Origin of the sequence: Spartinivicinus poritis, assembly GCF_028858535.1 — a bacterium.
Classification (GTDB): domain Bacteria; phylum Pseudomonadota; class Gammaproteobacteria; order Pseudomonadales; family Zooshikellaceae; genus Spartinivicinus; species Spartinivicinus poritis.
In genome coordinates, this window is record NZ_JAPMOU010000018.1 from 57,722 (window position 1) to 84,062 (window position 26,341).

A 26,341-nucleotide genomic window follows, 5' to 3' on the forward strand; every position below is an offset into this window, starting at 1 on the left:
CACAACCAAGTGGTGTTTCAGTAAAAAATAATAGCTTACTTTCAAACCAATGTTTATTTCCAACTTGCTAAAAACTCTGCTACGTCTAAATGCCCATGCTTCCTCGCATAATGCTCTGCAGAATGTAATTTTGAGTGAGCTTTAATATCAGCACCATTCTCTAATAGCAGTTTAATCATTTCTAAATGTCCATTTTTGGCCGCTAGTGTTAATGGATGCCAAGTTTTCCTTAAACCAAAGTGATTTGGTTTAGCACCTAATTCTAATAATACTTTTGCTGCATTAAGAGAGTTCTTTTCAGCTGCTATCATAAGTGCCGTTTTTCCTTCATCATCTTCCGCTTCGAACTTAGCTTTATTTTCCACTAATAATCTAATTACTTCGCCACGATCATTTGTTGCTGCATGCATTAGAGCCGTTCTTTCATCCCACGATTTTGCATGAAGATTTGCACCATGCCTAAGTAGTAATGCAACAATGGCAACTTCCCCATTAGCTGCTGCTTTCATCAATGGCGTATAATCTTGAGGTTGTGTATAGGACTCAATATCAGCTCCATACTTCAGTAAGGCATTAACAACTTCTGGATGACCAGCTCCAGCAGCTAACATAAGTGGAGTATTACCGTATTGATCAAGTCTTTCCGTGCTTGCCTTGTTTTTTACTAATAGCTCTACGGCCTTATAGTGGCCTGCTTCTGCAGCTAACATTAAGGGTGTTGTACGGCGTGAATAGCTACTTGATGAGTCAACCCTCACTTGGTGCTGTAAAAGCACCTTAATAGCTTGGATATGCCCCTGAGTAGCAGCCAGCATTAAAGGCGTATTTCCTGCTTGGTCACGGCTTTCTACGTTTCGCTTATCGTTGGTTAGCAATAAATCCAAAATATCTGCATGACCATATTCAGCTGCCAGCATTGCTGGTGTTTTACCATCAATTGTAACCAAATTAAGTTCTGCCCCTGCGACCAAGAGCGTTTCAACTATATCAAACTGCCCAGCACTAGCCGCTATCATTAATGGCGTTTGCTGTTTTTCTAAACGGGTATTAGGCGACACATTAATAGTTAACAGATGCTCAACACAGTTCAAATTTTTGGTATTTAATGCCCAGCTCATTAACCCTCTGGCTAAAGTTCCCTGTGGAGCCTGCTTTATTATGTTCGCTAAAGCGTCTGTATGGCGATCTATATAGTCATTTGTCTGCTTGCTGTTTAAACGGTCAAAAAAGCGTTGCCATTGATTGGAAACAGTTAAGAATTTCGGTGGTAAATCCAATAAATACTTTGTATTTCGTGTGTTATTAATGGCTTCAGATACTAGGTTAATACAATCATCCCGGTGCTCTCTTCCTGTTGGCCAGTAGTCAGGCACTAAGTCCATCAGATCTTTTACTGTTAACAATCGTCGTTCCTGCTGAGGACTATTAGGCTCGAAAGTTTGAACAAAAAAAAGTTCACCTCTTTGAATAATTTCAGCATTAGGTTGCCAGCTTGGCTCCAATGCTTTGTTTGGGGGAAAATAAGAAAGCTCTGTAGTTTCTGATAGCCAGTTTTTAGTTTCTAAAAAACGTGCTAATGATAAGACTGCCAATGTTGTTCCTGACTGAAGACTTAGGTTATCGTCTTTTAAAATAAATAAATCTTCGTGCTTAATGACATGAGTTTCACCAGGAGCCAGCCCAAGCTTACGATCCATTTGATCTAAAGCAGTTTCAATTTTTTGGTGTAGACTAGTATGCTCATCAGTAGTAAAAATATCTGCACTGTAGTCTTCAAAACTAATAGGTTTTGAAGCAGGCTCACCTCGTAAAGTCTTATATTGTTGCCAGGCAGACTCAATTTCTTCACTTAAAGGTTGTAGTAAGCTCTCAATTACAACTCTAGGGCTTAATTTTTCGAAAACTTCACGATAAGCTGCTTTGATATTTTCAGAAGTTACAGTAACTTCTGAAGTATAACGATCTTTAATTTCTCTCAAACCAAACGGTTTAGCTAAAGCATTCATGTATGAATTTACATAGTGAATTTCATAAATTTTTTTGGGGTTATGTTGTTTTCTAACAAAACTAGCAATTATTTGCTCAATTGATTTTTCTTTTGAATATTGTAAGCTCTCTGCTATGCCACCTGCCGCTAGTGCAAGCTCTCTTGCAGTAACGAGAATATTGGATAGCGTTCCTTCTGAACACACCGTAACCCCTTGAGCTAAATTTTGCAGGGCGTTTTTCCGAGTATGCAAAGGTATTTGATCATTTTGAAAGAGCCGTACCAGTTCATCCATTGACTCTTTTCCCAAACCATATAAGGTATCAATCATAGAACCAAAATAAGCCGGGTTATCAAACAACCGATTTTCTAGTGTAGTAAACGCCTGATAACAGTCAATTTGCCAATCTTGAGCAAGCTGTTTTAGGGCAGTCAAATTATGCCGGTACTCTTGTTCAAATTTAGAAAAATCAGGAGAGTGCAGGAAACTTGATAAGTCTTTATGTAGACTGGGTCGATATCGAATACCTACACTTTCAGATTCACTTAATCCCTGCCGTGAATGATTAGAATCATAAGTAGGCTGGTATACATTGTTGAAAAAAGTGGAAGAAAATGATGATACAGCTTGAGGCATGGTGACTAAGTTCCGTATAGTGCCAATAAAAGCATAAAAAAATAATACCATAATCAGAGCAAGTAATTACTGATAGTTATCTAGTGGTCCATGCGCAACATAAGGTAACAACTTTACGCATGGACCACTAGCAACTTCTTACTCTGAGCAGGTTTTATTGTACGACAATAAAAGGGTAAAGTGTACTGCGTTAGATCCTACATAATATATGACAGTTTGGGCATAGAGTCCTTTCTATCACTTATTTTTAACGTTGTGCTTCTAATACCTCAACACGCGCTTTTAGCTCTTTAATAGACTCTAGTAACACTGGAACCAAACCACGGTAATCAACACGTAAATAGCCTTGTTGATCTTGCTTCACTAACTGAGGAAACTCAGCTTGTACTTCTTGTGCAATAACGCCATATTCAGTTTGCCCCGCCAAATGACCTTGTATACTGTCAAGACGCCAGGAATAACGATAACCATTAAGACGACTGGCTTTATCCAAGCTATTCTCTAATGGCTGAATATCTTGCTTTAGACGAATATCGCTTGTCCATGGGTTAAAGTTACCATTGCTTGATGAAATACTAGAAGAAGATGTTGCATTACTGTCACTTTGGTTGCTATTGGCCTGCACACCAGAAATAGCTACAACATGAATAATACTAGCAAATAATAAATTGGAGAACTTCATCTTTAATTACTTCTCAGTCAAAAGCGCAATTTTATTGTCTTAATCATTTTTATATGTAGGCGTTCTGTTACTTTTTGTTATTCGGTTGTCAAAGGTATTATTCATAGTGGTTAGTTATCACTAGGTAAACACACAGGTCAATAGCCAACACATCAACTAAGCCTACCTCTTGGTGATAATGATTATAGGATAACCTAGCCTGCAAACTTTTATGCCTGCCTCTAATTATTGTAATTCAATAACTAAGACGTCTTGAAAATAGCAGGGTTCTGTTATAACTTCACGAATAGTAATTTTTAGAGTAGTAGGTTTTTGTTCCATAAAGCTAAGATGGTAAGGTGGATAATCTAATGGAAAGTAAAATGGTAAAAATAACTTCTTTCATTGACATAAAAAAATATTCTCTGCCACAATTTTCTCTACATTAACAATAGCTCCCTCAGTGATACTAGCTGACCCTATTAAAGATATTAACACTTCATTTTCAGATACTCCCTGTCACAAGCAATATGAAAAGGACGGTAATCAAGATAGCTACTGGTCATGTGCAGAAAATTTACTTCAGCAGGCCGATAAAGAGTTAAATAAGACATATCAACGCTTAATGAAAAATGGGTTTGATGGGCCTCACGCAAAAGATAGCCGTAATGCACTAAAACATTCGCAACGCGCTTGGATTAAATTCCGTAATGCAGACTGCGACAGAATTGGCGTGGTGGCTCGAGGTATTTCGAATGTCGATGTCATGTTTTGCAATATTTACCATACCAAGCTACGAACCATTCAATTAAACAACTATTAATTGATTATTTCTTGAGATCGATTAAGTCACTGCCAGTTATAATTGAAGTAAGCTGCAGATGAAGGAAAATAATTACTAATTAGGGATTTACGTACTTTATCGATTAACTTCACTTATAATGCAGCTGGCTTTATTATTTACAGCGAATAAAAAATTAAAATAACTTATAATAATTTTGCGGGTAGTATTGATAAATCAGACACTTGAAGGGTATCGAGCCTTATTCAATTGTCTCTATTATGTTCATTCTCTGTTTTATGCTAGTCAGTATTTTTTCATTTTCTTTTAAAAACATATCAAACTCTTGAATAATTTCAGGGTGCTTTATTGTCGATAAGTGAAAAGGGTTTGACACATAAGGCAAGTCTGGATCGACTATTAAAGACTTCAATTTGCCCATGCGTTGAAGATGAAAATTTGCTACTGAAAGTTCCATATCAGCCCCATCTACACGCCCTAGTATGACCATTTCCAATAGGTTAGGCGCATCTCTAGATCGAGAAATTGTCACCTTTTTTTGCTCAATCAACTCTTTCCAATGAAAAGGAGTGAACCCCCTGATCATTCCTAGCTTTTTGAATGAATCAATTCCACGCCCTTTATTCTCAGGCAAAACCAAAGTCCCCCCAATAGCAGTCACCACAGTTTGACTATAGACAACCTGAACATCTTTTTTCATATCTGGTGTCCACCAGGGGTGGTCTGGGTATAAAAAATCAAGCGTTTTTTCTACCAAAAAGCTCTCCTTTAAGCGTTTAATTGGTAGCGAGTAATATCTCAACTTATATCCTTTTTTCTCTGCAAAAAGATCAAAAACAGCCTTTGCATAGCTCTCACTTTCCTTAGATTTAGCAAAGTTATAATGAGGATAGTACATTGTATTTTCTACACCTATAATATACTCTTTCCCTTCAGAGAACCTCCCAGCAATAAAAGTAAAGTATATTAGAATGATAATTTTTAATAGTTGCATATACTTTACTCCAATAAATAAATGAAAACTCAGTGTTTTTTGAGTATAGCCGAAGTATGAATGGGAATTAGAGAGGGCCAGCCCGAATCTCCCCAGATAGAGGTAGTAAGGGAACATAGAGCTGGAGGCTTACCACAGGCTAGTTAAGCCAAAACCATAAAATGAGTGAGTGCTAAGTCAATATGAATCAACTACTACATCAACACAAGCTAGTATTGCTATACTTTCCAGTGAAACTTCAAAATTTTTTAAAAACAACTTATCTTTGTTAAAGATATAGGGAGCTGGCTATTAGTACTCCGTCCTTCCATGAAAAGCGGCAATCGATAAGGCGTGAAATTAAATGGCAAGTAGCTCTCAAAGATGACAAGCAAGGCCGAACAATTCCTGCTATCACGGTTAACATTTCAAAACATGGTGTATTGATAGCAACAGAAGGCTATTTTAAAAAGCCTCAAGTTGTTTCATTAACGATACAGGCACTAGTCCAAGACAAAAAAATAGTGATCAATACAAGGGCTGAAGTTCGCCATGTAATTGCAAAAGAAGACTCTTTTCAATTAGGCTTGTTGTTTACAGAAATTCAACCTGAAGACCAAGCACTCTTAGCTGGTTTTGCAGAAGGTTCACTTTAAGGCACCTTTAACACCCCCCCTTTATCAAAGGGGGGATTAGAACAATGAAACAAACATCCCCCTTTGAAAAAGGGAGACTGAAGGGGATTTCATGAAAATCGACTCAAAGCAATTTTTACTATCCTATTGACTTATATCTGACACCAAAACATTAATGACTTCGCTTCCCTTTAGTCACTATTTTATAGCGATTAATTTTTTCCACTAATGTTCGTCTGGGCATGTTAAGTACTTCTGCTGTGCGGGTTTGGTTCCAGTTGTTGGCTTGTAAGTAGCGTTCAATTAAAGCACTTTCATAGTCCTGAACTGCTTCTTTTAAGGATTGTTTAACAGGTAAATTTTGCAGTGAGAATACCTGTGATTTTGTTTCAGTTGACTCTGCCGGTTCAGCATTGCAGACTTGTTCCGGTAAGTGCTCTGGTAAAATAGCCGTACCGGAATCTACTAATAATACTGCTCGCTCTATAATATTCTGCAATTGACGAACATTACCAGGGAATGAGTAGCTTTTAAGTATTTCAATTGTGGATGGAGCTAATCGGGCAGGTAAATTACCGTAGTTTTTTGCATATAGCCGGATAAAATGCTTTGCTAATACAATAACATCATCCCCCCGTTCTCTTAATGCAGGGAGGAAAATAGGGAAAACACTTAACCGATAGTATAAATCTTCTCTAAAACTGCCTGCAGTTATTTTTTCCTCCAAATCACAGTGGGTAGCCGCAATAATTCTCACATCCACTTTGTGGGACTGAGTGGCACCTAATGGTCGTACTTCCCCTTCTTGTAAAACTCTTAGCAACTTTGCTTGCAAATTTAATGGCATATCGCCAATTTCATCTAGAAATAACGTGCCACTATTTGCTTCATCAAACAAGCCCTTTTTATCAGTAGTAGCGCCTGTAAAGCTGCCTTTTTTGTAGCCAAACAATTCACTTTCCAGCAACTGCTCAGGCACAGCTGCACAGTTTTGAGTAATAAAGGGGTTATTGCTGCGTTCACTATTATTATGAATAGCTCGAGCAAACACTTCTTTACCAGTACCCGTTTCACCTCGCAGCAACACATTAACAGGTGAAGCAACGACCTTGTCCATTAAAGCATACGCCTGTTGCATCGCTTTACTTTCACCAATAATTTGGTAATTATTCAAGCGTTTGCGGCTTTGTTTTAAGTGCTTGTTTTCTGCTTCAAGTTGCTGATTCGATTCACCCAGTAAATCAATCAGCTTTTTATTGGCATCAATTAAATACGCATTATTTAATGCCACTGCAGCATGGGCAGCAAAGGATAACGCTAACGCTTCCATGGCAACGAATGAAGAGGGTTCACCCTGTTGATTTTTAGCATTGGCTAATAGCAGCACCCCCAAGGTTTTTTCTTCATGATCACGCAACGGCACCACCATTAATGAGTGGGTTTTAGTACCATAACGTTTATCTTGTTCATAAATGGATGAAAAATCAAAGCCTATAAACCCTGCATAAATATCATCAATCAGCTGAGGTTTACCAGTTAATGCAGCAAATACACAAATATTATCAGTGTTAAACTGACCAACTGATTGTAGGGGGATGCCTTCGGTTTCATTGACTTCTCGCACCTCATCCCGCCATTTAGCTACTTTTAGGTTTAAGTAGGTTTTTGTAACATCCAAAACAAAAATGGCCACACCTTCTGCAGCAATCACTTCGCCTGCATGAATAACAATTTTTTTTAATAGTGCATTAATGTTTTGCTCAGTAGCAAAAGCAGTGGTTGAAGCAAGTAAGGCTTGAAGTTGAGTTTGATGGTACTGCATGGTCTCCATACCTCATTAGCAAAACGGCTTAGTTATACCCTCTCTCCTAAATTGGGTGTCGCAAAAGTCATTGTTAGCCCCCTCATCCTAACCTTCTCCCCCACGGGGGAGAAGGGACTTGATTTGGAGTACTTTTTCAACACTTCCCAAAGGGGGAAAGTGGAGTAATAGCGTGTAAATACACCTTTACTGTGGGGTGACTATAAACTCCTTATTTTCACTAATGCTGACTTGTAATTGGCTATATTGTTCATGTTCACTCGACAGGTTTAGCAGGCAATCTGATATTTTTGGTAAAAGGGCACCATTAATCAGCTGATCAATATTTCTGGCTCCCGCCTCTACCTCTGTACAACGAGAAGCCATTTGTTCAACAAAGTCATCGCTATACACTAGTTCCAGCTTCTGTTTTTCTTGCAACCTTTTACCCAGCTTTTTCAGTTTAAGTACAACCAACTCCTCCATTACTTCCTGATCAATGGGGAAGAAAGGTACTATTTTCATTCTTGCTAACAGTGCAGGTTTAAAATGGGCGCTTAACGTGGGCCTGATTGCTTCAGCCAACTCTTCTTGGCTTGGCTTATTACCACCTTCACATAATTTACAAATAATGTCAGAAGCCAGGTTGCTAGTCATAAAAATAAGGGTATTTTTAAAGTCAATTTCTCTGCCTTCACCATCTGATAAAGTGCCTTTATCAAATACTTGATAAAACAGGTTCATGACTTCAAGATCAGCCTTTTCAACCTCATCAAGCAATACCAAAGAATAAGGTCGTTGTCGCACAGCTTCAGTTAATACGCCACCCTCACCATATCCCACATAACCTGGAGGCGACCCGACTAAACGGGATACCGTGTGCTTTTCTTGAAATTCTGACATGTTAATGGTGGTCATAAACCGCTCACCACCAAAGTTCAAGTCAGCCACATTTAAAGCGGTTTCAGTTTTACCAACACCACTTGGCCCAACCAGTAAAAAGACACCTGTCGGGGTATCTGGGTTATTAAGTCCTACTTTAGCTGCTTTTAGTGCCTTGTCTATTTCAACCACTGCATGATTTTGGCCTTTCACCCGTTGTTGCATTTGCTCTACAAAATTTAATGCACTAGCAGAGGTGTCAGCCAACATTTTACTGGCAGGTATACCTGTCCAGGCTGCAATCACCTGGGCAATCACTAGAGGACTCACTTCATAATTGACCAGTGGATATTCTTTCTGAAGCTCAGCTAATTCATCTTCAGCTTGCTGTAACGACGCTGTAATTTCAGCTACTGTTAATTCAGGCTCATCTCCTTCCTCTATGGCTTTTTCTGCCTCTTGCGCCTGGTAAAGCTTATCTCGCCACTCCAGAATTTCATTAACTTTATCCCGTTGCTGTTGCCAGAGGTCTTTTAACATCGTCAAATGCTCTGAAACGTCAGCAACTTCATCATTCAATTCACTTAACCGGTCTTCTGTTAAACGCACTCCCAGCTGCTGATCTCGTTCAATACCTAAACGTTCACGATCTAGTGTGGCTAATTTAAATTCTGCATCCTCAACTTGTGCAGGCTTAGAAGCTAAGCTGACTTTAATGCGAGCACAGGCGGTATCCAATACATCAACTGCTTTATCAGGTAGTTGGCGTCCTGACACATAACGGTCAGATAATCTGGCAGCTGCTTCCACAGCATCATCCCGCACATAAACCCCATGGGTTTGTTCATAAATACCTTTTAAACCACGTAAAATAATGGCTGCTTGATGGGCATTCGGTTCATCTAGTTTCACCAACTGGAAGCGACGGGCTAAGGCAGGGTCTTTTTCAAAATATTTTTTATATTCTGACCAAGTAGTTGCTGCAACGGTACGTAGATCTCCTCTGGCTAAAGCAGGTTTCAACAGGTTAGCCGCATCACCACCCCCAGCCTGGTTGCCAGCCCCAATTAAAGTATGGGCTTCATCGATAAATAAAATAATCGGCTTAACGGAAGTCTGAATTTCATTAATAACTGCTTTTAATCGTTTTTCAAACTCTCCTTTAACACTGGCACCAGCTTGCAGTAACCCCATATCCAAACCTAACAGGGTGACATCCTGCAATACCGAAGGGACATCACCTTGAACTATTTTTAAAGCTAACCCCTCCACAACAGCTGTTTTACCAACACCTGGCTCCCCTACACAAATGGGATTATTTTTACGACGGCGTGACAGGATGTCGACCATTTGTCGTATTTCTTGCTCACGACAGAATACTGGATCTATTTTTCCATGCTGTGCTTGTTCCGTAAAATTGATGGTATATTTGCTTAAAGCACCTCCCTCACCAGACTGACCGACTGCTTGCCCACCAGCAGCACCCTTGTGCTCATCTTCCCAGCGACCTTGAATCAGCTGCTTTAATTCATCAACAGGAATCACTCTTAGCACATCATAATAAGCATGACGGGAGAAGCGCAGCTCATTATCTAAAATGGCACAAATTAAAATACCAGGGGTAATGGCATCCATCTTCAGTGCGACATGAGCCAGTATATACGCCTCTTGCAGCCAGTCTTGTAAAAAGCGTGACAATACGGGTCGACCATGATGTCCCCCTCGCATATCCTGTTCCTGCTGTACGGCTTTTTCTAACTGGCTTAACTCAATTTCATAATGCTTTAGAATTTTCTGAACTTCACCCTCTTCCTCAGCCATTAACTCAAGCAGTACATCTTCTGCTGTAATCTCGTAGCCTTCACGGGCCACACAGCGACTGGCTGCATTTTCCATTGCATTACGACTCTCTGGCGAGAGTGCAGAAATGATAATGTTGAGATCCAGCTTCATAATAGTTAATACCTTACTTAGACTCGTTCAAATCAAAAAAAGTTGTAACATTTCTAGGCTAGCAGATTACTAAAGTACACCTCTAATTGTGGTGCACTTTATATAAATCTTTATGTGCACTTATTATTTCATTTCAATAATAAGTGTTATTTCTCTTGCAAAAATGCACCACTAGGCAGAACCACTTCATAATGGCTGTCATCGTCTATATGCTCTCCCAACCAGGTTGACCAACCTAGTTTGCAAGTTGAGCTTTCTTTCAGCTCTAACTTAGGTGCTTCATATTTTCGTAAACCAAGCTTAATGTCATATTCAAGCTGATCTCGTTGAATAAACCGAATTAACTCATGCAAAGGTCTATAGTAGTCACCTGTAGGCAAAAAGCGTTCAAATTTATCCAATGATAAATCTTTAATAACCACTCGAAACTTACCTGAACGGTCTCTGATTGAGGCACCAAGCACCAGGTTCATACCCACTTCACAGTTAGCAGCACCTAAGCTATTGAGCTGGTCATCACTGATTTTCACCACACGCAATTTACATTGCTCTATATAGACTGCCCGATGGCGAAAATAATGCCGTATAATACCTGACATTATTCCTGCCGAATGACTCTTCATGCTCAACAAACCTAAATAGGGTAGTAAGCGATGCCAATGCAAATGGGTTTGTTGTCTTAATTCAATATCCCCCAAGCCAATTAGGGAAAACATTTGTTGAGAAAAAGAGTCCAGCGCACCTTTTTCATAGTTCAGGTAATAACGGTATTTTTTCCAACACTGATAAAGCTGTTCAATAAACCGATGATTAAATACATCCATAAAGTCCCGAATAGGGTGATTTTCGGGGTCATTTTGAACAATTTGCTCACTATAAAAAGCAGGTAATGGCGAAGCAGGGCCATATAGCCCCATCATATTAACAGTGAGTAGAAAATGTTCGAAATCACCAAGATGATGTTTTATTTCAGCTAAATCACTGGGTGGAAAAGCTAAAGTGGCATTAGCACGAAAACGCAACTGTGGCGCTTCACCAGTTTGTTTTTCAGTTTTTGGTAAGTAGTGACTATTTAATAAGTGCACCACTTGAAAGAAAGCGTAATGCTTCCCTTTTGCCAGTAAGTCATCCATTAAAGAATGGGTTGTTGACCTATTCTCGCTTCCCACTGATAAATCTCCCCATTCTCAATTCCAACCACTTCTAACATATGAAATGAGTTTAATGATACATACAAGGCAAAAAACTCATTTAATACTGACGCAAACTGGTACATATCCCCTTCATTGGCAAACTTACTTTCCCGTAAATGCAAGCGGGTTTTTATACCTCTTATCGGTAAGCCTTTATACAGTCGGTCAATATTAAAATGTTCTATTTCTTCAATACCTTCTAAACGGCTTTTGCTGACTTTAGCGTACTGACGGTCGTAATAACTACGGTAATCATAAGTGGATAACACACTTCGCAATGCTGCCACATTAACCAGGGATACATAGTTCAACGACATATTGGAAATGACCCGCCAGTGAAAACCTTTATCTAGTGGTGGGGTAAACGAATGGGTGACCTTGGTAATATTGGAAAAGGGAGCAAACTCAGGTGTTTCTCCCATGGTTTGCTTAATATCACCAATAGACAGCTTTTGCGGTAAATCTCGATTACTACAGGTTAGGTCTACCGATATAGTTTCAGCCTGAGGGGATAAATCTTCATCATTATGGGAAACAAACGACAGATAAGTATCTACACCATGCAGGGTCACCGAGCTTTTTAGGCGGGTTCGATAATAAATGTCCTGCTGACTACCGCCTAAACTGGTAGCATGATCAAACGACTCAAACGGTTTATAATCACGCCGTAACCGGTCACTATGGCCCCAACCCACGACTTTATCAATACTATAAATTTCATAATGCAGGGGGTTATCGCCTGATGGTTGAACCCGATACTCTGTACGCCGCTGGTCCATCCGTAACGGGGTTGCATCATGATTAAATAAGTTGACTACTGGTGTACAGAATAACTGTATATTTTCCTTTTTAGGTACATTTTGTCGTTCAATACTTTGATCAAAATACACATTAATGGAAAACTGTTTGGCCTGCTGCAATAGGTCACTTATGCTTTCATTTTGATACAGATTATTCAGTTGGCGGATATCAATAAAGGAATACTTTTCGGGTAAACTAAAGTATTCCTGAATTAAACGATAGCCCAAAAATGTATTATCAGAATAAGGTAATAAGGCTTCATTTTCAGCAAACCCCACCGGGTAAACAGCGGATTTATCTAATTGCAAAGCAACTGTTTCTTCATCATTTTTTAATACAAATTCGATCTTAGTCACATGCCTGATAAATAAGTGATACAAGGTTAAGCTGATATTAAAGTCACCATGTAAAAACAGCCTTAAATAATCAAGGTCAATCTCACTTAATACCGCATTACCCGCCAACTGAAAATCCAGTTGAATACTACTGCCAACCGCCTGTTGACGATAGTTTAAATTGGTCAGCGCAAAGGGGTAGAGATCTATATCATAAGCTATTTTAAAGGTACAACGAGTGCCATCCACGGGAGAAGAAGCAACTTTGGCTCCCCGTTCAATCGGGTATTTATCAGATATACTACTATCAGGCCGAAACTGAATAATACTCATGGATGGCACCGGCTTAAGAAAGTTAGGCCACAATAAACTCATAACTGAGTGCGATAACTCAGGCAGCTCATCATCCAATTTCTGACGAAGTCGGCCAGTTAAAAAGGCAAACCCTTCTAACAGCCGCTCCACATCTGGATCTTGCTCTCGCACAGATAGAAACGGCGCCAGTCGTGGATTTTTTTCAGCAAATTCTTTACCCAGTTCCCGAACAGCAGCCAGCTCATCTTGGAAGTACTTATTAAAAGCCACAGCAACCTCTTTGTCCGAAGTCTACTTTTAAGTTTTTATTTTTTTCAGTCATTTTGTTTATTAACCAAACCGCCTACTACCAATGTTCTTTGTACAAACATTATTAACCCCTTATCCTAGCCTTTTCCCCCAAGCAGGGTGTTTCGAAAGCTGTTCCCCCCTTTGATAAAGGGGGGCTAGGGGGGATTTAAAGTGACCGTAGTTTTTGCACCATCTCCGCTGTATTTGCTTGTAAAAATCCCCCTCAATCCCCCTTTTTAAAAGGGGGAAGTTGGATTGCGCCATAATTCTAACCCACCTATTTCCTCTATAACTCTTGATGGGCAAGTTTACTACTGTGAAACTTGCGGTAACGCCTTTAATGGGTAAAAAAGCGCTACTGGAATCAAGGATGGTACTTCAAGAGCCAGCCTGTTATTCCGTATTTTTTCACTAGGATTTAGCCTTTAACTGTCGCATGTCCTGTCCCTGCTAACTCCGTCTCAAACGTAATTCGAGTTTTTTGGTCTTCTAACTGAATATCAGCCACTATATGAAAACGCAGCACCAGCGGGTTATCAGGATCATCGTAATGTTTCACTCGAATTGACGATAACCTTGGTTCATACTCAGTTAAAAACTCTTCAATTGCTTTTTTAATTTCACTGATTGCATCCGGAAACTGCGATACCAAGTCATTAAAGTCAGGCATCCCATATTCAGGTAGTGCCATCACACTACCTTCTCGGACATTTAGCATTTCTTGCACATGGGCCAGCACTGAGCGATGCAACTTGCGCTCATCAAAGGCCATGGTGTAATGACTTTTGGTCTCGGCACTTTGGATTCGCTCAAATAAACGGAGTTCTGAGGCCATAATACATTCCTGCAGATTTAGCATTGCCAGAAAGTAAGAACGGCCCTAAGGCCGATCTTACTTTCTGACTAAATAACACTCTACTGTTAGGTTTTATCCAGTTTACCCACTAACGATAGGGTAAAATCAGCACCCATATACTTAAAGTGTGGTCTAACTGATAGGCCAACCCGATACCAGCCTGGTTCACCTTCAACATCCGAAACAGTCACTTTTGCTGCCCGTAATGGTCGACGACTTCTGACTTCGGGAGATGGATTTTCTTGATCTGCAATATACTGGCGAATCCAGTTATTCAGTTCACGCTCAAGGTCAGAACGCTCTTTCCAGCTACCAATATGCTCCCGCTGTAATACTTTTAAATAGTGCGCTAAGCGGTTAATGATAAACATATAAGGCAGCTGAGTACCTAACTTATAGTTAAGCTCTGCAGCTTTACCTTCTGGGCTATTTCCAAAGTTTTTCGGTTTTTGCACAGAGTTTGCTGAGAAAAAGGCAGCATTATCACTGCCCTTACGCATGGTTAAGGGAATAAAACCCTCATCAGATAATTCAAATTCCCGCCGATCAGAAATCAAAACCTCAGTGGGAATTTTCATTTCGATGTCCCCCATTGATTCATATAGGTGGACGGGTAAGTCTTCCACTGCACCACCACTACGAGGACCAATAATATTAGGGCACCAGCGGTATTTTGCGAAACTATCAGTTAATCGAGTTGCAAATGAGTAGGCCGTATTACCCCATAAATAATCTTCATGGCTGGCAGAAACATCTTCTTTATATTCAAATGCCTTCACTGGATTATCTTCAGGATCATAAGGCTGGCGCAACAGGAACCGAGGCATGGTTAAGCCTACATAACGAGAGTCTTCTGATTCTCGAAAGCTATGCCATTTAGCAAATTGAGGGCCTTCAAAAATAGATTTTAAATCTTTCAGGTTAGGTAATCCTTCAAAATTATCTAAGCCGAAGAATTTAGGGCCTGCTGCTGCAATAAAGGGCGCATGAGCCATTGCAGAAACACTTGCTGCATTTTGCAATAATTTAACATCCGCAGAGCTGGGAGAAAATTCATAGTTAGCGATGATTGCACCTACCGGCTGACCACCAAATGTGCCATATTCTGCCGTATAAGCTAATTTATATAACCCAGATTTAGTAATTTCTGGTGCATCTTCAAAGTCATCAAATAGGTCTTGCTTTGAAGCATTTAATACTTCAATTTTTACATTTTCACGAAAATCTGTACGATCAACTAACAGCTTCAAGCCTCGCCATGCAGACTCCATGGACTGAAACTCTTCATGGTGTAAAACCTGGTCAACCTGTTTACTGAGCTTGGAATCAATTTCTGCAATCATCCGATCAACTAGATTTTTATTGACTCGCTCTTCTTTATTTTGTGGCTTGAGCAGCTCAGAAATAAAAGCACTCACACCTTTTTTAGCTACATCATAGCCATCGTCTTCTGGGCGCATTTTCGTTTGCTGAACAATAGTATCCAGCAATGAGCCACCTTCCAGCTCTTGGCCTGCTTGTTCCTGTTTAGTTTCTGGTGAATCAGCCATTGTACTCTCCTAGCCAACTAGTCACTTACTCTGCAGTGTCGTCAATACCCAACTCTTTTAAGATGGTTTCCCGAGAAGCAGGATCAGCCAAAGCGCCCTGAATTGCTTTACGAAATGCAGGCACATTGCCTAACGGCCCTTTTAAAGCAACTAAAGCACTTCTTAGTTCCAATAGCTGATTAAGCTCAGGTACTTGTCTAACAATGCTCTCTGGCTCAAAGTCACGCATGTTTTCAAAGCGTAAATTAACCCCCAACTCGTCGTCCTCAGTGGGGTTGTCAACCAGGGTGTTGGCTACCGCTAAATCAATCGAGATTTTTTGGCTTTTTAATACATCATTGAAGTTATCTTTATCCACATTGAAGGGCTTACGCTCTTCAATTAAACGGTCATCTTCACGATGGGTGAAATCACCTACCACCATCAGCTTCAGGGGTAATTCGACTTCTTCTTGGGCATCACCAGTTTCAGGCTTGTAAGCGACATTAATCCGCTCTTTCGGCGCTACTGAACCCTCTTTAGCCATCTTTCATTTCCCTCTAATTGCTTTACTAATAATTCACAAATACTTTGGGCTATAACTCAAAAGCTGCAGCCATATCAAAGCAACATAAACGTGCTTGCAGCTGATCAACTCGGGCTTTATCCAAATCTTTATTCGATAGTTTTTTATAACACTTTAGCAACATTACTGTCGTTTGTATGGTTAATTCACTATCCCAGTGATAACGATTGTTTTCCGCAAGTTGCTGATCAATCGCTTCTAATAAAGGACAGGCTAGCTCATATTTTTTTAAATCAAAGCAAAACTGTGCTTGCTGCAGCTGCCAATAAGCTCGTTCACGCCCTGACGCTGACTGCTGAATACCTTGCTGAAATAATTTCAATGCTGCTGGAATTTGCTTTTGCTTCACCAGTTCTTTTGCATCTTTATAAGCTGTCAGCCATGGTGCTTCCTGTTGAGAAGTGCCTGTATTTGCAGTATTTCCTCCACCACTTAATGCACTGACAACCGTTGTTTTAATCCAGTCTCGGGTATCATCATCTGCAAATGGGGTTTCATCTTTAAACTGCAGTTCTGTCAACTCTGGGTATTTTTCCAAAAATAAGCCTAGTTGAATCACTACAGCCCGGCTAGCCTCAAAAAAGCCCAGCTGTTGCAAGGCCTCTGCAACCAGACGATGCCCATCCAACCAAAATGGTGCTTTCGACAGGCTCACTTCAATATCAGGAATTAACTCTCTAAACTGACCATTGACCAGCATTTGCTCATACTGCTCACGCTTATCTTTTGGCACTGGCATTAACTGGGTATGGCCATTTTGATGATGGGGCAATTGCCAGATATTCATCCAAGTTGCTTGTCGATTAAGCTCATAAGCTAATGGGCTATCCAATTTAGCCTGGCGGAGATAATCCGCTATCTGACGTGTTCTATCCTGAACCTGACGAATGGCTTTCTGGCAGTCTCGATCATTGCCAATATCCCCAGTGATTGGCGCTAACGCAGCAGCAGAACTGGCAGTGGTTGCAGGAGCAGGTGATGGTTTAGTAGGGGTTGACTGTGAAGAGGTTGACTGGGTTGCAGCCTGCTCTGGTAATTCTGACGTTTCTGTTTTATCGGGTGCTGCTTGTTCTGGCGGTGTGTCAGGTTTTGGTGCTGGCTTAGGCTCTTCAGGTAACGAGTCCAACTTAGCAACCAATAACCTTCTTAAATCACCCATGGCTGGTGCATGATCACCCATTTTATCGGGTAATGAAGACTCCAGCTGTTGCATAATATCAACTAGCTCACTCAATTGAGACCGATCTGTTGGGTCAGGCTGCCATGCTTCAAATGGTGTGACTAAATCATCGACTAACCATTCAATTGCATTCCCTCTGGCACGCATTCGTTTTTTTGGGGGAAACATAGTATCCCACAACGAATCACACATAGTGGCTACTACTTTAAAGCCAGTTATAACGCCAGCTAACTGGTGCTGCTCATACAACGCCCGTGCCAGGTAGCAACCAATTAAAATATCTTTAGATTGGTTAGCCAGATGATCACTACAAGCTTCAACTACTTTACGCCAATTAGCTGAACCTTGATCAGTCAGTGAGCCAACTTTGCTGACTTCTCCTTCTGCTATTTCATAACTGGCAGCATAACGTGCTTCACTGGCAAGAGGTGCAGTAGCTGGCAATGGTTGAATAGCAAGCGCTAACAATTTCTCTACATCCAACGCGCTCATGCTCTATCAGTCCTCTTTATTCCCTTTAGCTTCTTTTACTGCTTCTGTTACTTTTACTGCTTTCACTTTGTTAGCTTGTTTCGCTTTCCTGATAGTCCTTAGCGCTGCGGTCTTATCAACTAATACACTTAAATTGCTGAGAGAGCTTAAATGTTCATAAATCAACTGCATATAATTAGTTGTAATTAATTCTCTAAGTTGTGATTCAGGTAAAGTTTGCAGTTTTTTCTTACTGACAACCATAAAGCCAGTGAGGGATAAATTATCACCTTTATGCATATTTATTTGAGCGTTCATTGGCTCAAATAAATCTAAAGTCTTCAATTTCTGACAAAAAGCTTGTGTTGAACCACTGGCTTGTTGAAAGTGTTTTAAAAAATCAACTTTACTTTGCAGGTACTCACTACTATCACCTTGCTCAGTAAATAACCCTTTTCCTTTCGTGTCACCAGCTGTGGTTAACATAGGCGCAGCATCATCAATACATACGACCAGCTCATTATTATTCTCTGGTACATCTGCCAAAATAAACGGATACCGTCGGATATAGGCAGGAATATATTTAACTGTCCAGATGCCTTTGTCATTAACAAATAAGTTAACCTGATGCTCTAAGCCTAGTAGAGCGCTGGGTTGAATCTGATCTTCATGCTGAACAAATACTATCGGGTAAAACTTGCAAGCTTGATTAAACTCAATATCTGCGAGATAGACTGCATTAACTGATTTTGCAAAACCATATTGATTATTTTCAACCAGCTCAAGCTGATGATGATCAACAGCTCGCAGCGGTACTATGTGTTGATAAAACGCATACTTTTTCTGATTCATCCTCTGTCTTCTTTGCTTACTTGTGGTAAACGCATATACGTCGCTAACCAATAAATCACTAGTAGTGTATCCTATCTTTCCAAAGGTTAGACCATCAAGACGGCTTAATCCTAATCGATTGCCACTCCCAAAAACTCCCACTTAATGAAGGTAATAAAAAGGCTACTAGTTAGTAATTCAAAGATAAGTTCTGCATGATCAGGAAAATGACTATTTAGCACTCATTTTTATTGTTAAGCACTAATTACAAGTAGTATTAAGTTAACCACCAATAAAAACGTCACTACTTCCCATCGCAACAGAGCCTCCACAGCTAATACTATCCCCCACCGACCAGCAGCAGAGCCATTAATAGTGACAGAGGATGAGCCTGCAGCCAAAGAGCCAGGATGAGGAGGACAATTAGGACAGCCATGGGGCATATACATATCACCTGCTTTTATTGCTGGCCGGCCATTAATTAAAACATTGGCACTACCAGTGATAGAAGGGCGAGGCGGAAAGCAGCCATGTCCTGTACAAATATCACCAAGCCGTGTTGCTGCCGGCATAATCGAACTCCCAGACTTTTTCTACTACAAAAAACACTGATATCAACTTATTCACTGATTATATTGATTCAATGAAGAATTTATTGCTGATATAGGAATATTACCAGTAATGACTACACCTTTTTATACTACTTATGTAGAACATTAAAGTAGTCATTTGAATTAGTAAAGGCGACGCTGAAGGGGAAGCAGGCAGAAATAATTGAGTGGCTAGCTTAATACATGTTCAGTATAAATCTAAAAAAGCAAAAGGGTCTTGCGACCCCTCACTTAAGCTGTTTCGAGATTTTTCATGGTGAGCTTAATCCGACCACGATTATCAATATCCATTACTTTAACATTGACTTCCTGGCCTTCTTTTAAGTAATCACTCACTTTCTCTACGCGCTGGTTAGAAATTTGAGAGATATGCACCAAGCCTTCTTTACCTGGTAACACGCTAACAAATGCGCCAAAGTCGACTACACGAGTCACCTTTCCTTGATAAATCTGACCTATTTCAGCTTCAGAGGTAATTTCCAACACTCGGTCTTCAGCTCTTTTCGCAGCGTCTTTATTCTCAGCAAATATTTTTATTTCACCGCTATCATCGATATCTACTGAAGCACCTGTGTCTTCACAAATTGAACGAATAGTCGCACCGCCCTTACCAATAACATCACGGATTTTATCTGAATCAATTTTCATTGTTAGCATGGTTGGTGCATGCTCTGATAACTCAGTTCGACCCTTGCTGATGACTTTATTCATTTCTTCAAGAATATGTAAGCGAGCATCTCTTGCTTGCTCTAGAGCCACTTCCATAATTTCTTCAGTAATACCTTGGATTTTAATATCCATTTGCAGCGCAGTAACCCCTTCAGAAGTACCAGCTACTTTAAAGTCCATATCACCTAGATGATCTTCATCACCAAGAATATCCGTTAATACTGCAAACTTGTCGTCTTCTTTAACCAACCCCATTGCAATACCTGCAACTGGCGCTTTTAATGGTACACCTGCATCCATTAATGCCAGGCTGGCACCGCACACAGAAGCCATTGAGCTTGAGCCATTTGACTCAGTAATCTCAGATACAACACGAACGGTATAAGGGAATTCATCACCTTTTGGAAGCATTGCTTGAACACCACGGCGCGCTAAACGACCATGACCAATTTCACGACGCCCAGTACCACCCATTCGACCACACTCACCTACAGAATAAGGTGGGAAATTATAGTGCAATAAGAAGTTATCTTTTCTCTCACCTTCAAGAAAATCGATAATTTGCGCATCTCTAGTCGTACCAAGCGTTGTTACCACCAACGCTTGGGTTTCACCACGAGTAAATAAGGCAGAACCATGAGTTTTTGGCAATACACCTACTTCAACATTCAATGGGCGTACTGTTTTAGTATCACGACCATCAATTCTTGGTAAGCCATTAACAACATTTTGTCTGACCAGTTTTTTCTCTAACGAACCAAATGCAGCAACAACATTGTTTGCAGTTACACCCGCTTCATCATTAACATATTTTTCTACTGCTTGATCACGCAAGCCTGACAAACGATCATAGCGCTGCATTTTTTCAGTGACTTTATAAGCGTCTATTATCATCTGCCCAAAGTCAGCTTTTACTGCTTCAATTAAAGAAGTATTTTCTTCAGCAGGTTGCCACTCCCATGGTGTTACCTGTGCTTCCTCAGCAAACTCTTTAATGGCTTGAATAACAGTCTGGTATTCTTGGTGAGCATAGAGTACAGCTCCAAGCATTTCATCTTCAGTTAGCTCTTGCGCTTCAGACTCAACCATCAATACGGCTTCTGAAGTACCCGCAACCACCATGTCTAGCTCAGATTGCTCAAGATCTTTATAACTCGGGTTTAAAATATAACCACGCTCTTCAAGAAAACCTACCCGAGCAGCACCAATAGGGCCACTGAATGGGACACCAGATAGTGCTAGCGCAGCAGAAGTACCAATCATTGCGGCAATATCAGGATCTTGTTTTTTATCGGTAGAGACGACAGTACAAATCACTTGTACTTCATTCATAAAACCTTTTGGAAATAACGGGCGAATGGGGCGGTCAATTAGGCGAGACGTTAAGGTTTCTTTTTCGCTTGGCCGTCCTTCACGCTTATGAAAGCCACCAGGAATTCTACCAGCAGCATACATTTTTTCTTGATAGTGAACAGACAGTGGGAAAAAATCTTGACCTTCATTTGCTGTTTTTGCAGCGACTACAGTAGTAAGTACAGCTAACTCACCAATAGTGACCATGACTGCCCCACTAGCCTGCCTTGCTACTCGGCCAGTTTCCATGGTGACGGTTTGATCACCAAATTGAAATATTTTCTTTATTGGATTCACAGGATTATCCTTCTATAAATATCTAAAAATTCTTACTAATACTAAAAATTCTTAATAATAGTTGTTATTAGCTCTGTCTATACCATTTGGCTAGACCTTTCTGTAATGGTGCTCAATCATGCTGGCGGGGATGCAGAGGTTATAGCCAACGTCGGCGATTTTAGGTATGTCAGATAAATCTATTTTTTAAAAACGAAAACACCGCTAAAACAGCAATGTTTTAGCGGTGTATAGTACCGACTAAGCCTCATTTTATAGGCAGCCGATTGGCGCATAGCTTTACCTACGCCTGAATTACCGGCGTAGACCTAAGCGCTTAATCAACGTACGGTAGCGTTCAACGTCTTTTCTTTTTAAGTAATCAAGTAACTTACGACGTTGGTTAACCATACGAATCAGACCACGACGAGAGTGGTGATCATGAATGTGAGTTTGAAAGTGAGATTGCAAACCTTCGATGTTTGCAGTCAGCAAAGCAACTTGCACTTCTGGTGAACCAGTATCACCTTCTTTAACTTGATAATCTTGAATAACTTGCGCTTTTTTCTCAGCAGACAACATTGCAATTTCCTCAATATGCAGTAGTCAATTTATTGATGCTTGAGTTGCATCCGTTTACAAAAGCAGCCATGCATATTTACAGCCGCTTACATGCTTACCTGGCAACCGTGGACACCAGGCGAGCGTATTCTAACAAAGAATCAATTCTTATCCAGCAGTGTTTTCAACTTTTGTTTTAATCAGCCGCCTAGGTGCCACTCGGCCTTCATCATCAATTTCACCAATTCCAATAAACTGCCGCTGCTCACCTAAATAAAGTCGAACCCACCCGCTAGTCGGAGCCTTAGACACTGTTACTGGCTGACCCTGTTGCACATAAAAGCCTGTTGTTTCTGTAAGGAGTATTTCAGGCCAATGCATCACAGCTGTATCAACGGGTAACAAGAGCTCATCTAAAGCCTGATGACCACCGTCATCACGCACCTGTTGTAGCTGCTCAAATGTATACAGCTGCTCCTCATCATAAGGCCCAGCACTAAAGCGGCGTAGCTCACTAACATAGCCACCACACCCTAGCTGCTCACCAATATCTTCAACCAAAGAGCGAATATAGGTGCCCTTACTGCAAAGTACTTCCAGTTTTAACTCAGAAGCCTGGTATTGTAATTTTTTCAGTGAATAAATACGGACAGTACGCGCTTTACGCTCTATTTCGACCCCTTGACGTGCCAGCTTGTAGAGAGGCTGTCCATCAACTTTGATGGCAGAATACATTGAAGGCACTTGCTGGATTTCTCCCATAAACTGAGGCAGCACCTTGTCAATATCTGCTTCAGTAATGTGAGCTACTGGTTTTTCTTCAATTATTTCACCTTCTGCATCACCTGTTGTGGTTTTTGCACCCAGGGTAGCAGTGGTTCGATAGCCCTTATCAGCATCTAATAAATACTGCGAATATTTAGTGGCTTCACCCAAACAAATCGGTAGTACCCCTGTTGCTAGTGGATCTAAACTACCTGTATGGCCTGCTTTAGCAGCACCAAATAAACGCTTCACTTGCTGTAATACTTGATTGGAGGTCAAGCCCTGAGGTTTATCAACTAGAATAATCCCACTAATAGGCCTGCCCCGTTGACGACGACGCCCCACTACTTACTCCGCTTCTTGATTGGTATCATCTTGCTGACTAGGTTCAGCTGAGTGATGCTGGCTATCAGCAGCCATCGCTTTATCTATTAAACTAGATAGGTACCGACCTCGGCTGATACTGTCATCATAATAAAAGCTTAGCTGGGGTATTGTTCTTAGCTTGATGGACTTCGCGAGCATTGAACGCAAGAAGCCTGCCGCATGATTTAATACCGCTAACTTTTCATCGACCGGTTGCTGGTCATCTATTGCTAAGAAGGTGACATAAACTTTTGCATAGGCTAAGTCTTTAGTCACTTCTACTGCACTGACCGTGACCATACCCAAACGAGGATCTTTAATCTCAAGCTGAATCAGACTGGCCAGCTCTCGCTGAATCTGATCAGAAACACGTTGGGTTCGGCTATATTCTCTTGCCATTCAACTAATGCTCTCTAACTTTAAAATATACCCAATATGCCAGGTATTATAAGGAACGCTCCACTTCGATAGACTTATAAACCTCTATCTTGTCGCCTTCTTTAACATCGGTGTAGTTCTTAACGCCGATACCACACTCCATACCATTACGCACTTCATTAACGTCATCTTTATAACGGCGCAGCGATTCAAGCTCTCCTTCATAAATAACGATGTTATCCCGCAATACCCTGATACGCTCATTACGGAAAACAGTACCTTCAACCACCATACAACCTGCAATCAAGCCAAACTTAGGTGATCTGAAGATATCTCTTACTTCTGCTACACCAACAATTTGCTCTCTAAATTCAGCTTTTAGCATACCTGTCAGTGCTTTCTTAACATCATCAATGATGTCATAGATAACACTGTAGTAGCGCATATCAAGCTCTTCAGTTTCTACAATTTTTCTTGCAGTTGCATCGGCACGAACGTTAAATCCAAAAATAACGGCACTAGAAGCAAGCGCTAAGTTGGCATCAGTTTCAGTGATTCCGCCTACACCACTTGAAACGACTTTTACTTCAACTTCTTCATTACCTAAATCAGTCAGTGCAGACGTTAACGCTTCCAGCGAACCTCGTACATCTGCTTTAAGGACAATATTAAGTGCTTTCTTCTCATCACTACCCATGCTGGCAAACATACTTTCCAGCTTAGCGGCTTGTTGACGAGCCAGCTTCACTTCACGGAACTTACCTTGTCTAAATAAAGCAATTTCACGCGCTTTTTTCTCATCTTTAACAACAAGCAGCTCATCACCCGCATCTGGAGTACCATCAAGGCCTAAAATTTCGACTGGAATAGATGGACCTGCTTCTTTTACCTGAACACCAACCTCGTTTAGCATGGCGCGTACACGACCATACTGCTGGCCTACCAGTACGTTATCACCTTGGCGCAAAGTACCATTCTGAACCAGTACAGTTGCAACCGGCCCACGTCCTTTATCCAAACGAGACTCAACAACTACACCACGTCCAGGTGAGTCAGGTGCTGCTTTTAACTCAAGTAACTCAGACTGCAGCAGCACGCCCTCTAATAGCTCACTAATACCATCACCAGTATGAGCAGATACAGGGATCATTTGGGTATCACCACCCCAGTCTTCAGGAATGACATCTCTCGCCGCAAGCTCATTTTTAACACGATCTGGATCAGCATCAGGCTTATCCATTTTGTTGATCGCTACAACGATTGGCACTTCTGCCGCTTTCGCGTGTTGAATGGCTTCCTCTGTCTGTGGCATCACACCGTCATCTGCAGCTACAACCAAAATAACAACATCAGTTGCTTTGGCACCACGCGCCCGCATCGCTGTAAATGCTGCGTGACCTGGGGTATCAAGGAAGGTAATGAAATTATCACCTGACTTCACATGATAGGCACCAATGTGCTGGGTAATACCACCTGCTTCACCTGACTGAACCCGGCTCTTACGAATGTAGTCAAGCAGCGAGGTTTTACCATGGTCGACGTGCCCCATAACAGTAACTACTGGTGCACGATTAGCTTCTTCACCAATAGTCTGTTTAAGCTCTTCTTCCAGGCTGTCCTCAATCGCATCAGCTTTAACCAGTTTCACTTTGTGGCCCATTTCTTCTACCACCACTGCAGCTGTATCCTGATCGACTACCTGGTTAATAGTAACCATTGAGCCCATTTTGAACATGACTTTGATTACTTCTGCTGCCTTCACGGACATTTTCTGCGCCAGCTCTGCAACAGTAATCGTTTCTGGTAAGTTAACTTCATGAATAACTGGCTGAGTTGGCATAGCAAAGCCATGAACATTTGGCTTTGAGGCAACCAGTTTTGGCTTTTTAGCCTTACCTTTTGAATCTCGACGACCAGCTGGCTTTCTACGTCCTATATCTTCTACATCATCGTCAAAGCTATCTCCTCCCCGCTCAAAACGGCCACGTCCTTTACGTTTGCCTGCAGGTGCAGATACTTTGTCTTGGCCACTGCCTTTTTTACCCTTACCTTTGCCACGGCCTGCGTCAGCCTGGGCTTCTATATCTGCTGGGGTTGCTGTAGGTGCAGCCGCTGGAGCTGAATCAGAGCGTTTTTCCCGCTTAGGCCTTGATGACTTAGCATCTTGTTGACGACCACTTTCTTGCTGACGGCCCCCGTCTTTTTTCTTACTAGCTTCAGCTTCTGCTTTCGCTTTTTTCTCTTGCTGACGCTTTTCTTCGACTACCTTGGCTTGCTCAGCCTCTTCAGTAAGACGCTTTTTTTCTGCCTCAATTTCAGCAACAAGATTCCGCTTTACATAGGTCCGTTTTTTACGGACTTCTACATTAACTGTTTTACTTTTACCCTGACCAGAAACCTTTAGTTGGCTTACTGTTTTACGCTTGATGGTGATTTTTTTCGGCTCTGCGGAAGAACCACCATGACTTTGCTTTAAATAAGCTAATAAAGCTTGCTTTTCTTTATCTGATACAACTTGCTCTGGACTGGTTTGTGGTAATCCAGCCTCACTCATTTGCTTTAATAAACGCTCAACTGGAGCGCCGACTACTAAGGCTAGTTGTTCTACTGTCACTTCTGCCATCAACTAATCTCCTCTCCCCG

At 41.0% G+C, this 26,341-nt stretch carries 20 protein-coding genes; 2 read left to right on the forward strand and 18 right to left on the reverse strand.

Annotated features, from left to right (window positions below; translation table 11 throughout):
- Nucleotides 1-53 precede the first annotated feature (53 nt).
- Complete coding sequence (locus ORQ98_RS14805) at nt 54-2,624, reverse strand: ankyrin repeat domain-containing protein (RefSeq protein ID WP_274689583.1); 2,571 nt, start codon at nt 2,622-2,624, stop codon at nt 54-56.
- Nucleotides 2,625-2,871: 247 nt separating this feature from the next.
- Nucleotides 2,872-3,306 (reverse strand): tail fiber domain-containing protein, encoded by a 435-nt coding sequence (locus ORQ98_RS14810; protein ID WP_274689584.1) that lies wholly within the window; start codon nt 3,304-3,306, stop codon nt 2,872-2,874.
- A 442-nt stretch (nt 3,307-3,748) separates the two neighbouring features.
- Here ORQ98_RS14810 and ORQ98_RS14815 point away from each other — a divergent pair, with 442 nt between their 5' ends.
- Nucleotides 3,749-4,108: a lysozyme inhibitor LprI family protein gene (locus tag ORQ98_RS14815; RefSeq protein ID WP_274689585.1), complete on the forward strand. Its 360-nt coding sequence runs from the start codon at nt 3,749-3,751 to the stop codon at nt 4,106-4,108.
- Between the two features lie 220 nt (nt 4,109-4,328).
- Here ORQ98_RS14815 and ORQ98_RS14820 read toward each other — a convergent pair whose 3' ends face one another.
- Nucleotides 4,329-5,081, reverse strand: a complete 753-nt coding sequence (locus ORQ98_RS14820; protein ID WP_274689586.1) for a type 2 periplasmic-binding domain-containing protein — start codon at nt 5,079-5,081, stop codon at nt 4,329-4,331.
- A 290-nt stretch (nt 5,082-5,371) separates the two neighbouring features.
- Here ORQ98_RS14820 and ORQ98_RS14825 point away from each other — a divergent pair, with 290 nt between their 5' ends.
- The gene (locus ORQ98_RS14825; protein WP_274689633.1) at nt 5,372-5,716 is read left to right on the forward strand and encodes a PilZ domain-containing protein; all 345 of its coding nucleotides are present in this window, start codon (nt 5,372-5,374) and stop codon (nt 5,714-5,716) included.
- A gap of 151 nt (nt 5,717-5,867) precedes the next feature.
- Here ORQ98_RS14825 and ORQ98_RS14830 read toward each other — a convergent pair whose 3' ends face one another.
- The 15 genes from ORQ98_RS14830 to infB form a co-directional block, all read right to left on the reverse strand.
- Nucleotides 5,868-7,517, reverse strand: coding sequence for a sigma-54-dependent Fis family transcriptional regulator (locus ORQ98_RS14830; protein WP_274689587.1), 1,650 nt, complete (start codon nt 7,515-7,517; stop codon nt 5,868-5,870).
- Between the two features lie 186 nt (nt 7,518-7,703).
- Nucleotides 7,704-10,331 carry a type VI secretion system ATPase TssH gene (gene tssH / locus ORQ98_RS14835; protein WP_274689588.1) on the reverse strand — a complete coding sequence of 876 codons (2,628 nt, stop codon included), beginning with the start codon at nt 10,329-10,331 and terminating at the stop codon, nt 7,704-7,706.
- A 146-nt stretch (nt 10,332-10,477) separates the two neighbouring features.
- A complete protein-coding gene (gene tssG / locus ORQ98_RS14840; RefSeq protein ID WP_274689589.1) occupies nt 10,478-11,500 on the reverse strand; it encodes a type VI secretion system baseplate subunit TssG in 1,023 nt (340 codons plus the stop codon).
- Nucleotides 11,464-13,245, reverse strand: a complete 1,782-nt coding sequence (gene tssF, locus ORQ98_RS14845; RefSeq protein ID WP_274689590.1) for a type VI secretion system baseplate subunit TssF — start codon at nt 13,243-13,245, stop codon at nt 11,464-11,466. Before tssF ends, tssG begins: the two co-directional genes overlap by 37 nt.
- A 439-nt stretch (nt 13,246-13,684) precedes the next feature.
- Nucleotides 13,685-14,101 carry a type VI secretion system baseplate subunit TssE gene (gene tssE / locus ORQ98_RS14850; protein WP_274689591.1) on the reverse strand — a complete coding sequence of 139 codons (417 nt, stop codon included), beginning with the start codon at nt 14,099-14,101 and terminating at the stop codon, nt 13,685-13,687.
- 86 nt (nt 14,102-14,187) lie between these two features.
- Nucleotides 14,188-15,672: a type VI secretion system contractile sheath large subunit gene (gene tssC / locus ORQ98_RS14855; protein WP_274689592.1), complete on the reverse strand. Its 1,485-nt coding sequence runs from the start codon at nt 15,670-15,672 to the stop codon at nt 14,188-14,190.
- A gap of 25 nt (nt 15,673-15,697) precedes the next feature.
- The gene (gene tssB, locus ORQ98_RS14860; RefSeq protein WP_274689593.1) at nt 15,698-16,198 is read right to left on the reverse strand and encodes a type VI secretion system contractile sheath small subunit; all 501 of its coding nucleotides are present in this window, start codon (nt 16,196-16,198) and stop codon (nt 15,698-15,700) included.
- 49 nt (nt 16,199-16,247) lie between these two features.
- Complete coding sequence (gene tssA, locus ORQ98_RS14865; RefSeq protein ID WP_274689594.1) at nt 16,248-17,909, reverse strand: type VI secretion system protein TssA; 1,662 nt, start codon at nt 17,907-17,909, stop codon at nt 16,248-16,250.
- 6 nt (nt 17,910-17,915) lie between these two features.
- A complete protein-coding gene (locus ORQ98_RS14870) occupies nt 17,916-18,740 on the reverse strand; it encodes a SapC family protein (RefSeq protein WP_274689595.1) in 825 nt (274 codons plus the stop codon).
- 233 nt (nt 18,741-18,973) lie between these two features.
- Nucleotides 18,974-19,291, reverse strand: a complete 318-nt coding sequence (locus tag ORQ98_RS14875) for a PAAR domain-containing protein (protein ID WP_274689596.1) — start codon at nt 19,289-19,291, stop codon at nt 18,974-18,976.
- A 270-nt stretch (nt 19,292-19,561) separates the two neighbouring features.
- The gene (pnp, locus tag ORQ98_RS14880) at nt 19,562-21,649 is read right to left on the reverse strand and encodes a polyribonucleotide nucleotidyltransferase (protein ID WP_274689597.1); all 2,088 of its coding nucleotides are present in this window, start codon (nt 21,647-21,649) and stop codon (nt 19,562-19,564) included.
- Nucleotides 21,650-21,943: 294 nt separating this feature from the next.
- Nucleotides 21,944-22,210, reverse strand: a complete 267-nt coding sequence (rpsO, locus tag ORQ98_RS14885) for a 30S ribosomal protein S15 (RefSeq protein WP_274689598.1) — start codon at nt 22,208-22,210, stop codon at nt 21,944-21,946.
- A 147-nt stretch (nt 22,211-22,357) separates the two neighbouring features.
- Nucleotides 22,358-23,299 carry a tRNA pseudouridine(55) synthase TruB gene (gene truB, locus ORQ98_RS14890; RefSeq protein WP_274689599.1) on the reverse strand — a complete coding sequence of 314 codons (942 nt, stop codon included), beginning with the start codon at nt 23,297-23,299 and terminating at the stop codon, nt 22,358-22,360.
- A gap of 3 nt (nt 23,300-23,302) precedes the next feature.
- Nucleotides 23,303-23,719 carry a 30S ribosome-binding factor RbfA gene (gene rbfA, locus ORQ98_RS14895; protein ID WP_274689600.1) on the reverse strand — a complete coding sequence of 139 codons (417 nt, stop codon included), beginning with the start codon at nt 23,717-23,719 and terminating at the stop codon, nt 23,303-23,305.
- A 46-nt stretch (nt 23,720-23,765) separates the two neighbouring features.
- Nucleotides 23,766-26,321 (reverse strand): translation initiation factor IF-2, encoded by a 2,556-nt coding sequence (gene infB, locus ORQ98_RS14900; RefSeq protein ID WP_274689601.1) that lies wholly within the window; start codon nt 26,319-26,321, stop codon nt 23,766-23,768.
- Nucleotides 26,322-26,341 lie beyond the last annotated feature (20 nt).

Bases quoted from the DNA above. Each gene is read 5' to 3' on its own strand.
- ORQ98_RS14870 (WP_274689595.1), bottom strand. From the start codon at position 18,740: ATGAATCAGAAAAAGTATGCGTTTTATCAACACATAGTACCGCTGCGA.
- rpsO (WP_274689598.1), bottom strand. From the start codon at position 22,210: ATGTTGTCTGCTGAGAAAAAAGCGCAAGTTATTCAAGATTATCAAGTT.
- rbfA (WP_274689600.1), bottom strand. From the start codon at position 23,719: ATGGCAAGAGAATATAGCCGAACCCAACGTGTTTCTGATCAGATTCAG.
- tssE (WP_274689591.1), bottom strand. From the start codon at position 14,101: ATGGCCTCAGAACTCCGTTTATTTGAGCGAATCCAAAGTGCCGAGACC.
- ORQ98_RS14820 (WP_274689586.1), bottom strand. From the start codon at position 5,081: ATGCAACTATTAAAAATTATCATTCTAATATACTTTACTTTTATTGCT.
- tssB (WP_274689593.1), bottom strand. From the start codon at position 16,198: ATGGCTAAAGAGGGTTCAGTAGCGCCGAAAGAGCGGATTAATGTCGCT.
- ORQ98_RS14810 (WP_274689584.1), bottom strand. From the start codon at position 3,306: ATGAAGTTCTCCAATTTATTATTTGCTAGTATTATTCATGTTGTAGCT.
- tssA (WP_274689594.1), bottom strand. From the start codon at position 17,909: ATGAGCGCGTTGGATGTAGAGAAATTGTTAGCGCTTGCTATTCAACCA.
- tssH (WP_274689588.1), bottom strand. From the start codon at position 10,331: ATGAAGCTGGATCTCAACATTATCATTTCTGCACTCTCGCCAGAGAGT.
- ORQ98_RS14830 (WP_274689587.1), bottom strand. From the start codon at position 7,517: ATGCAGTACCATCAAACTCAACTTCAAGCCTTACTTGCTTCAACCACT.
- ORQ98_RS14875 (WP_274689596.1), bottom strand. From the start codon at position 19,291: ATGCCGGCAGCAACACGGCTTGGTGATATTTGTACAGGACATGGCTGC.
- tssC (WP_274689592.1), bottom strand. From the start codon at position 15,672: ATGGCTGATTCACCAGAAACTAAACAGGAACAAGCAGGCCAAGAGCTG.
- infB (WP_274689601.1), bottom strand. From the start codon at position 26,321: ATGGCAGAAGTGACAGTAGAACAACTAGCCTTAGTAGTCGGCGCTCCA.
- ORQ98_RS14805 (WP_274689583.1), bottom strand. From the start codon at position 2,624: ATGCCTCAAGCTGTATCATCATTTTCTTCCACTTTTTTCAACAATGTA.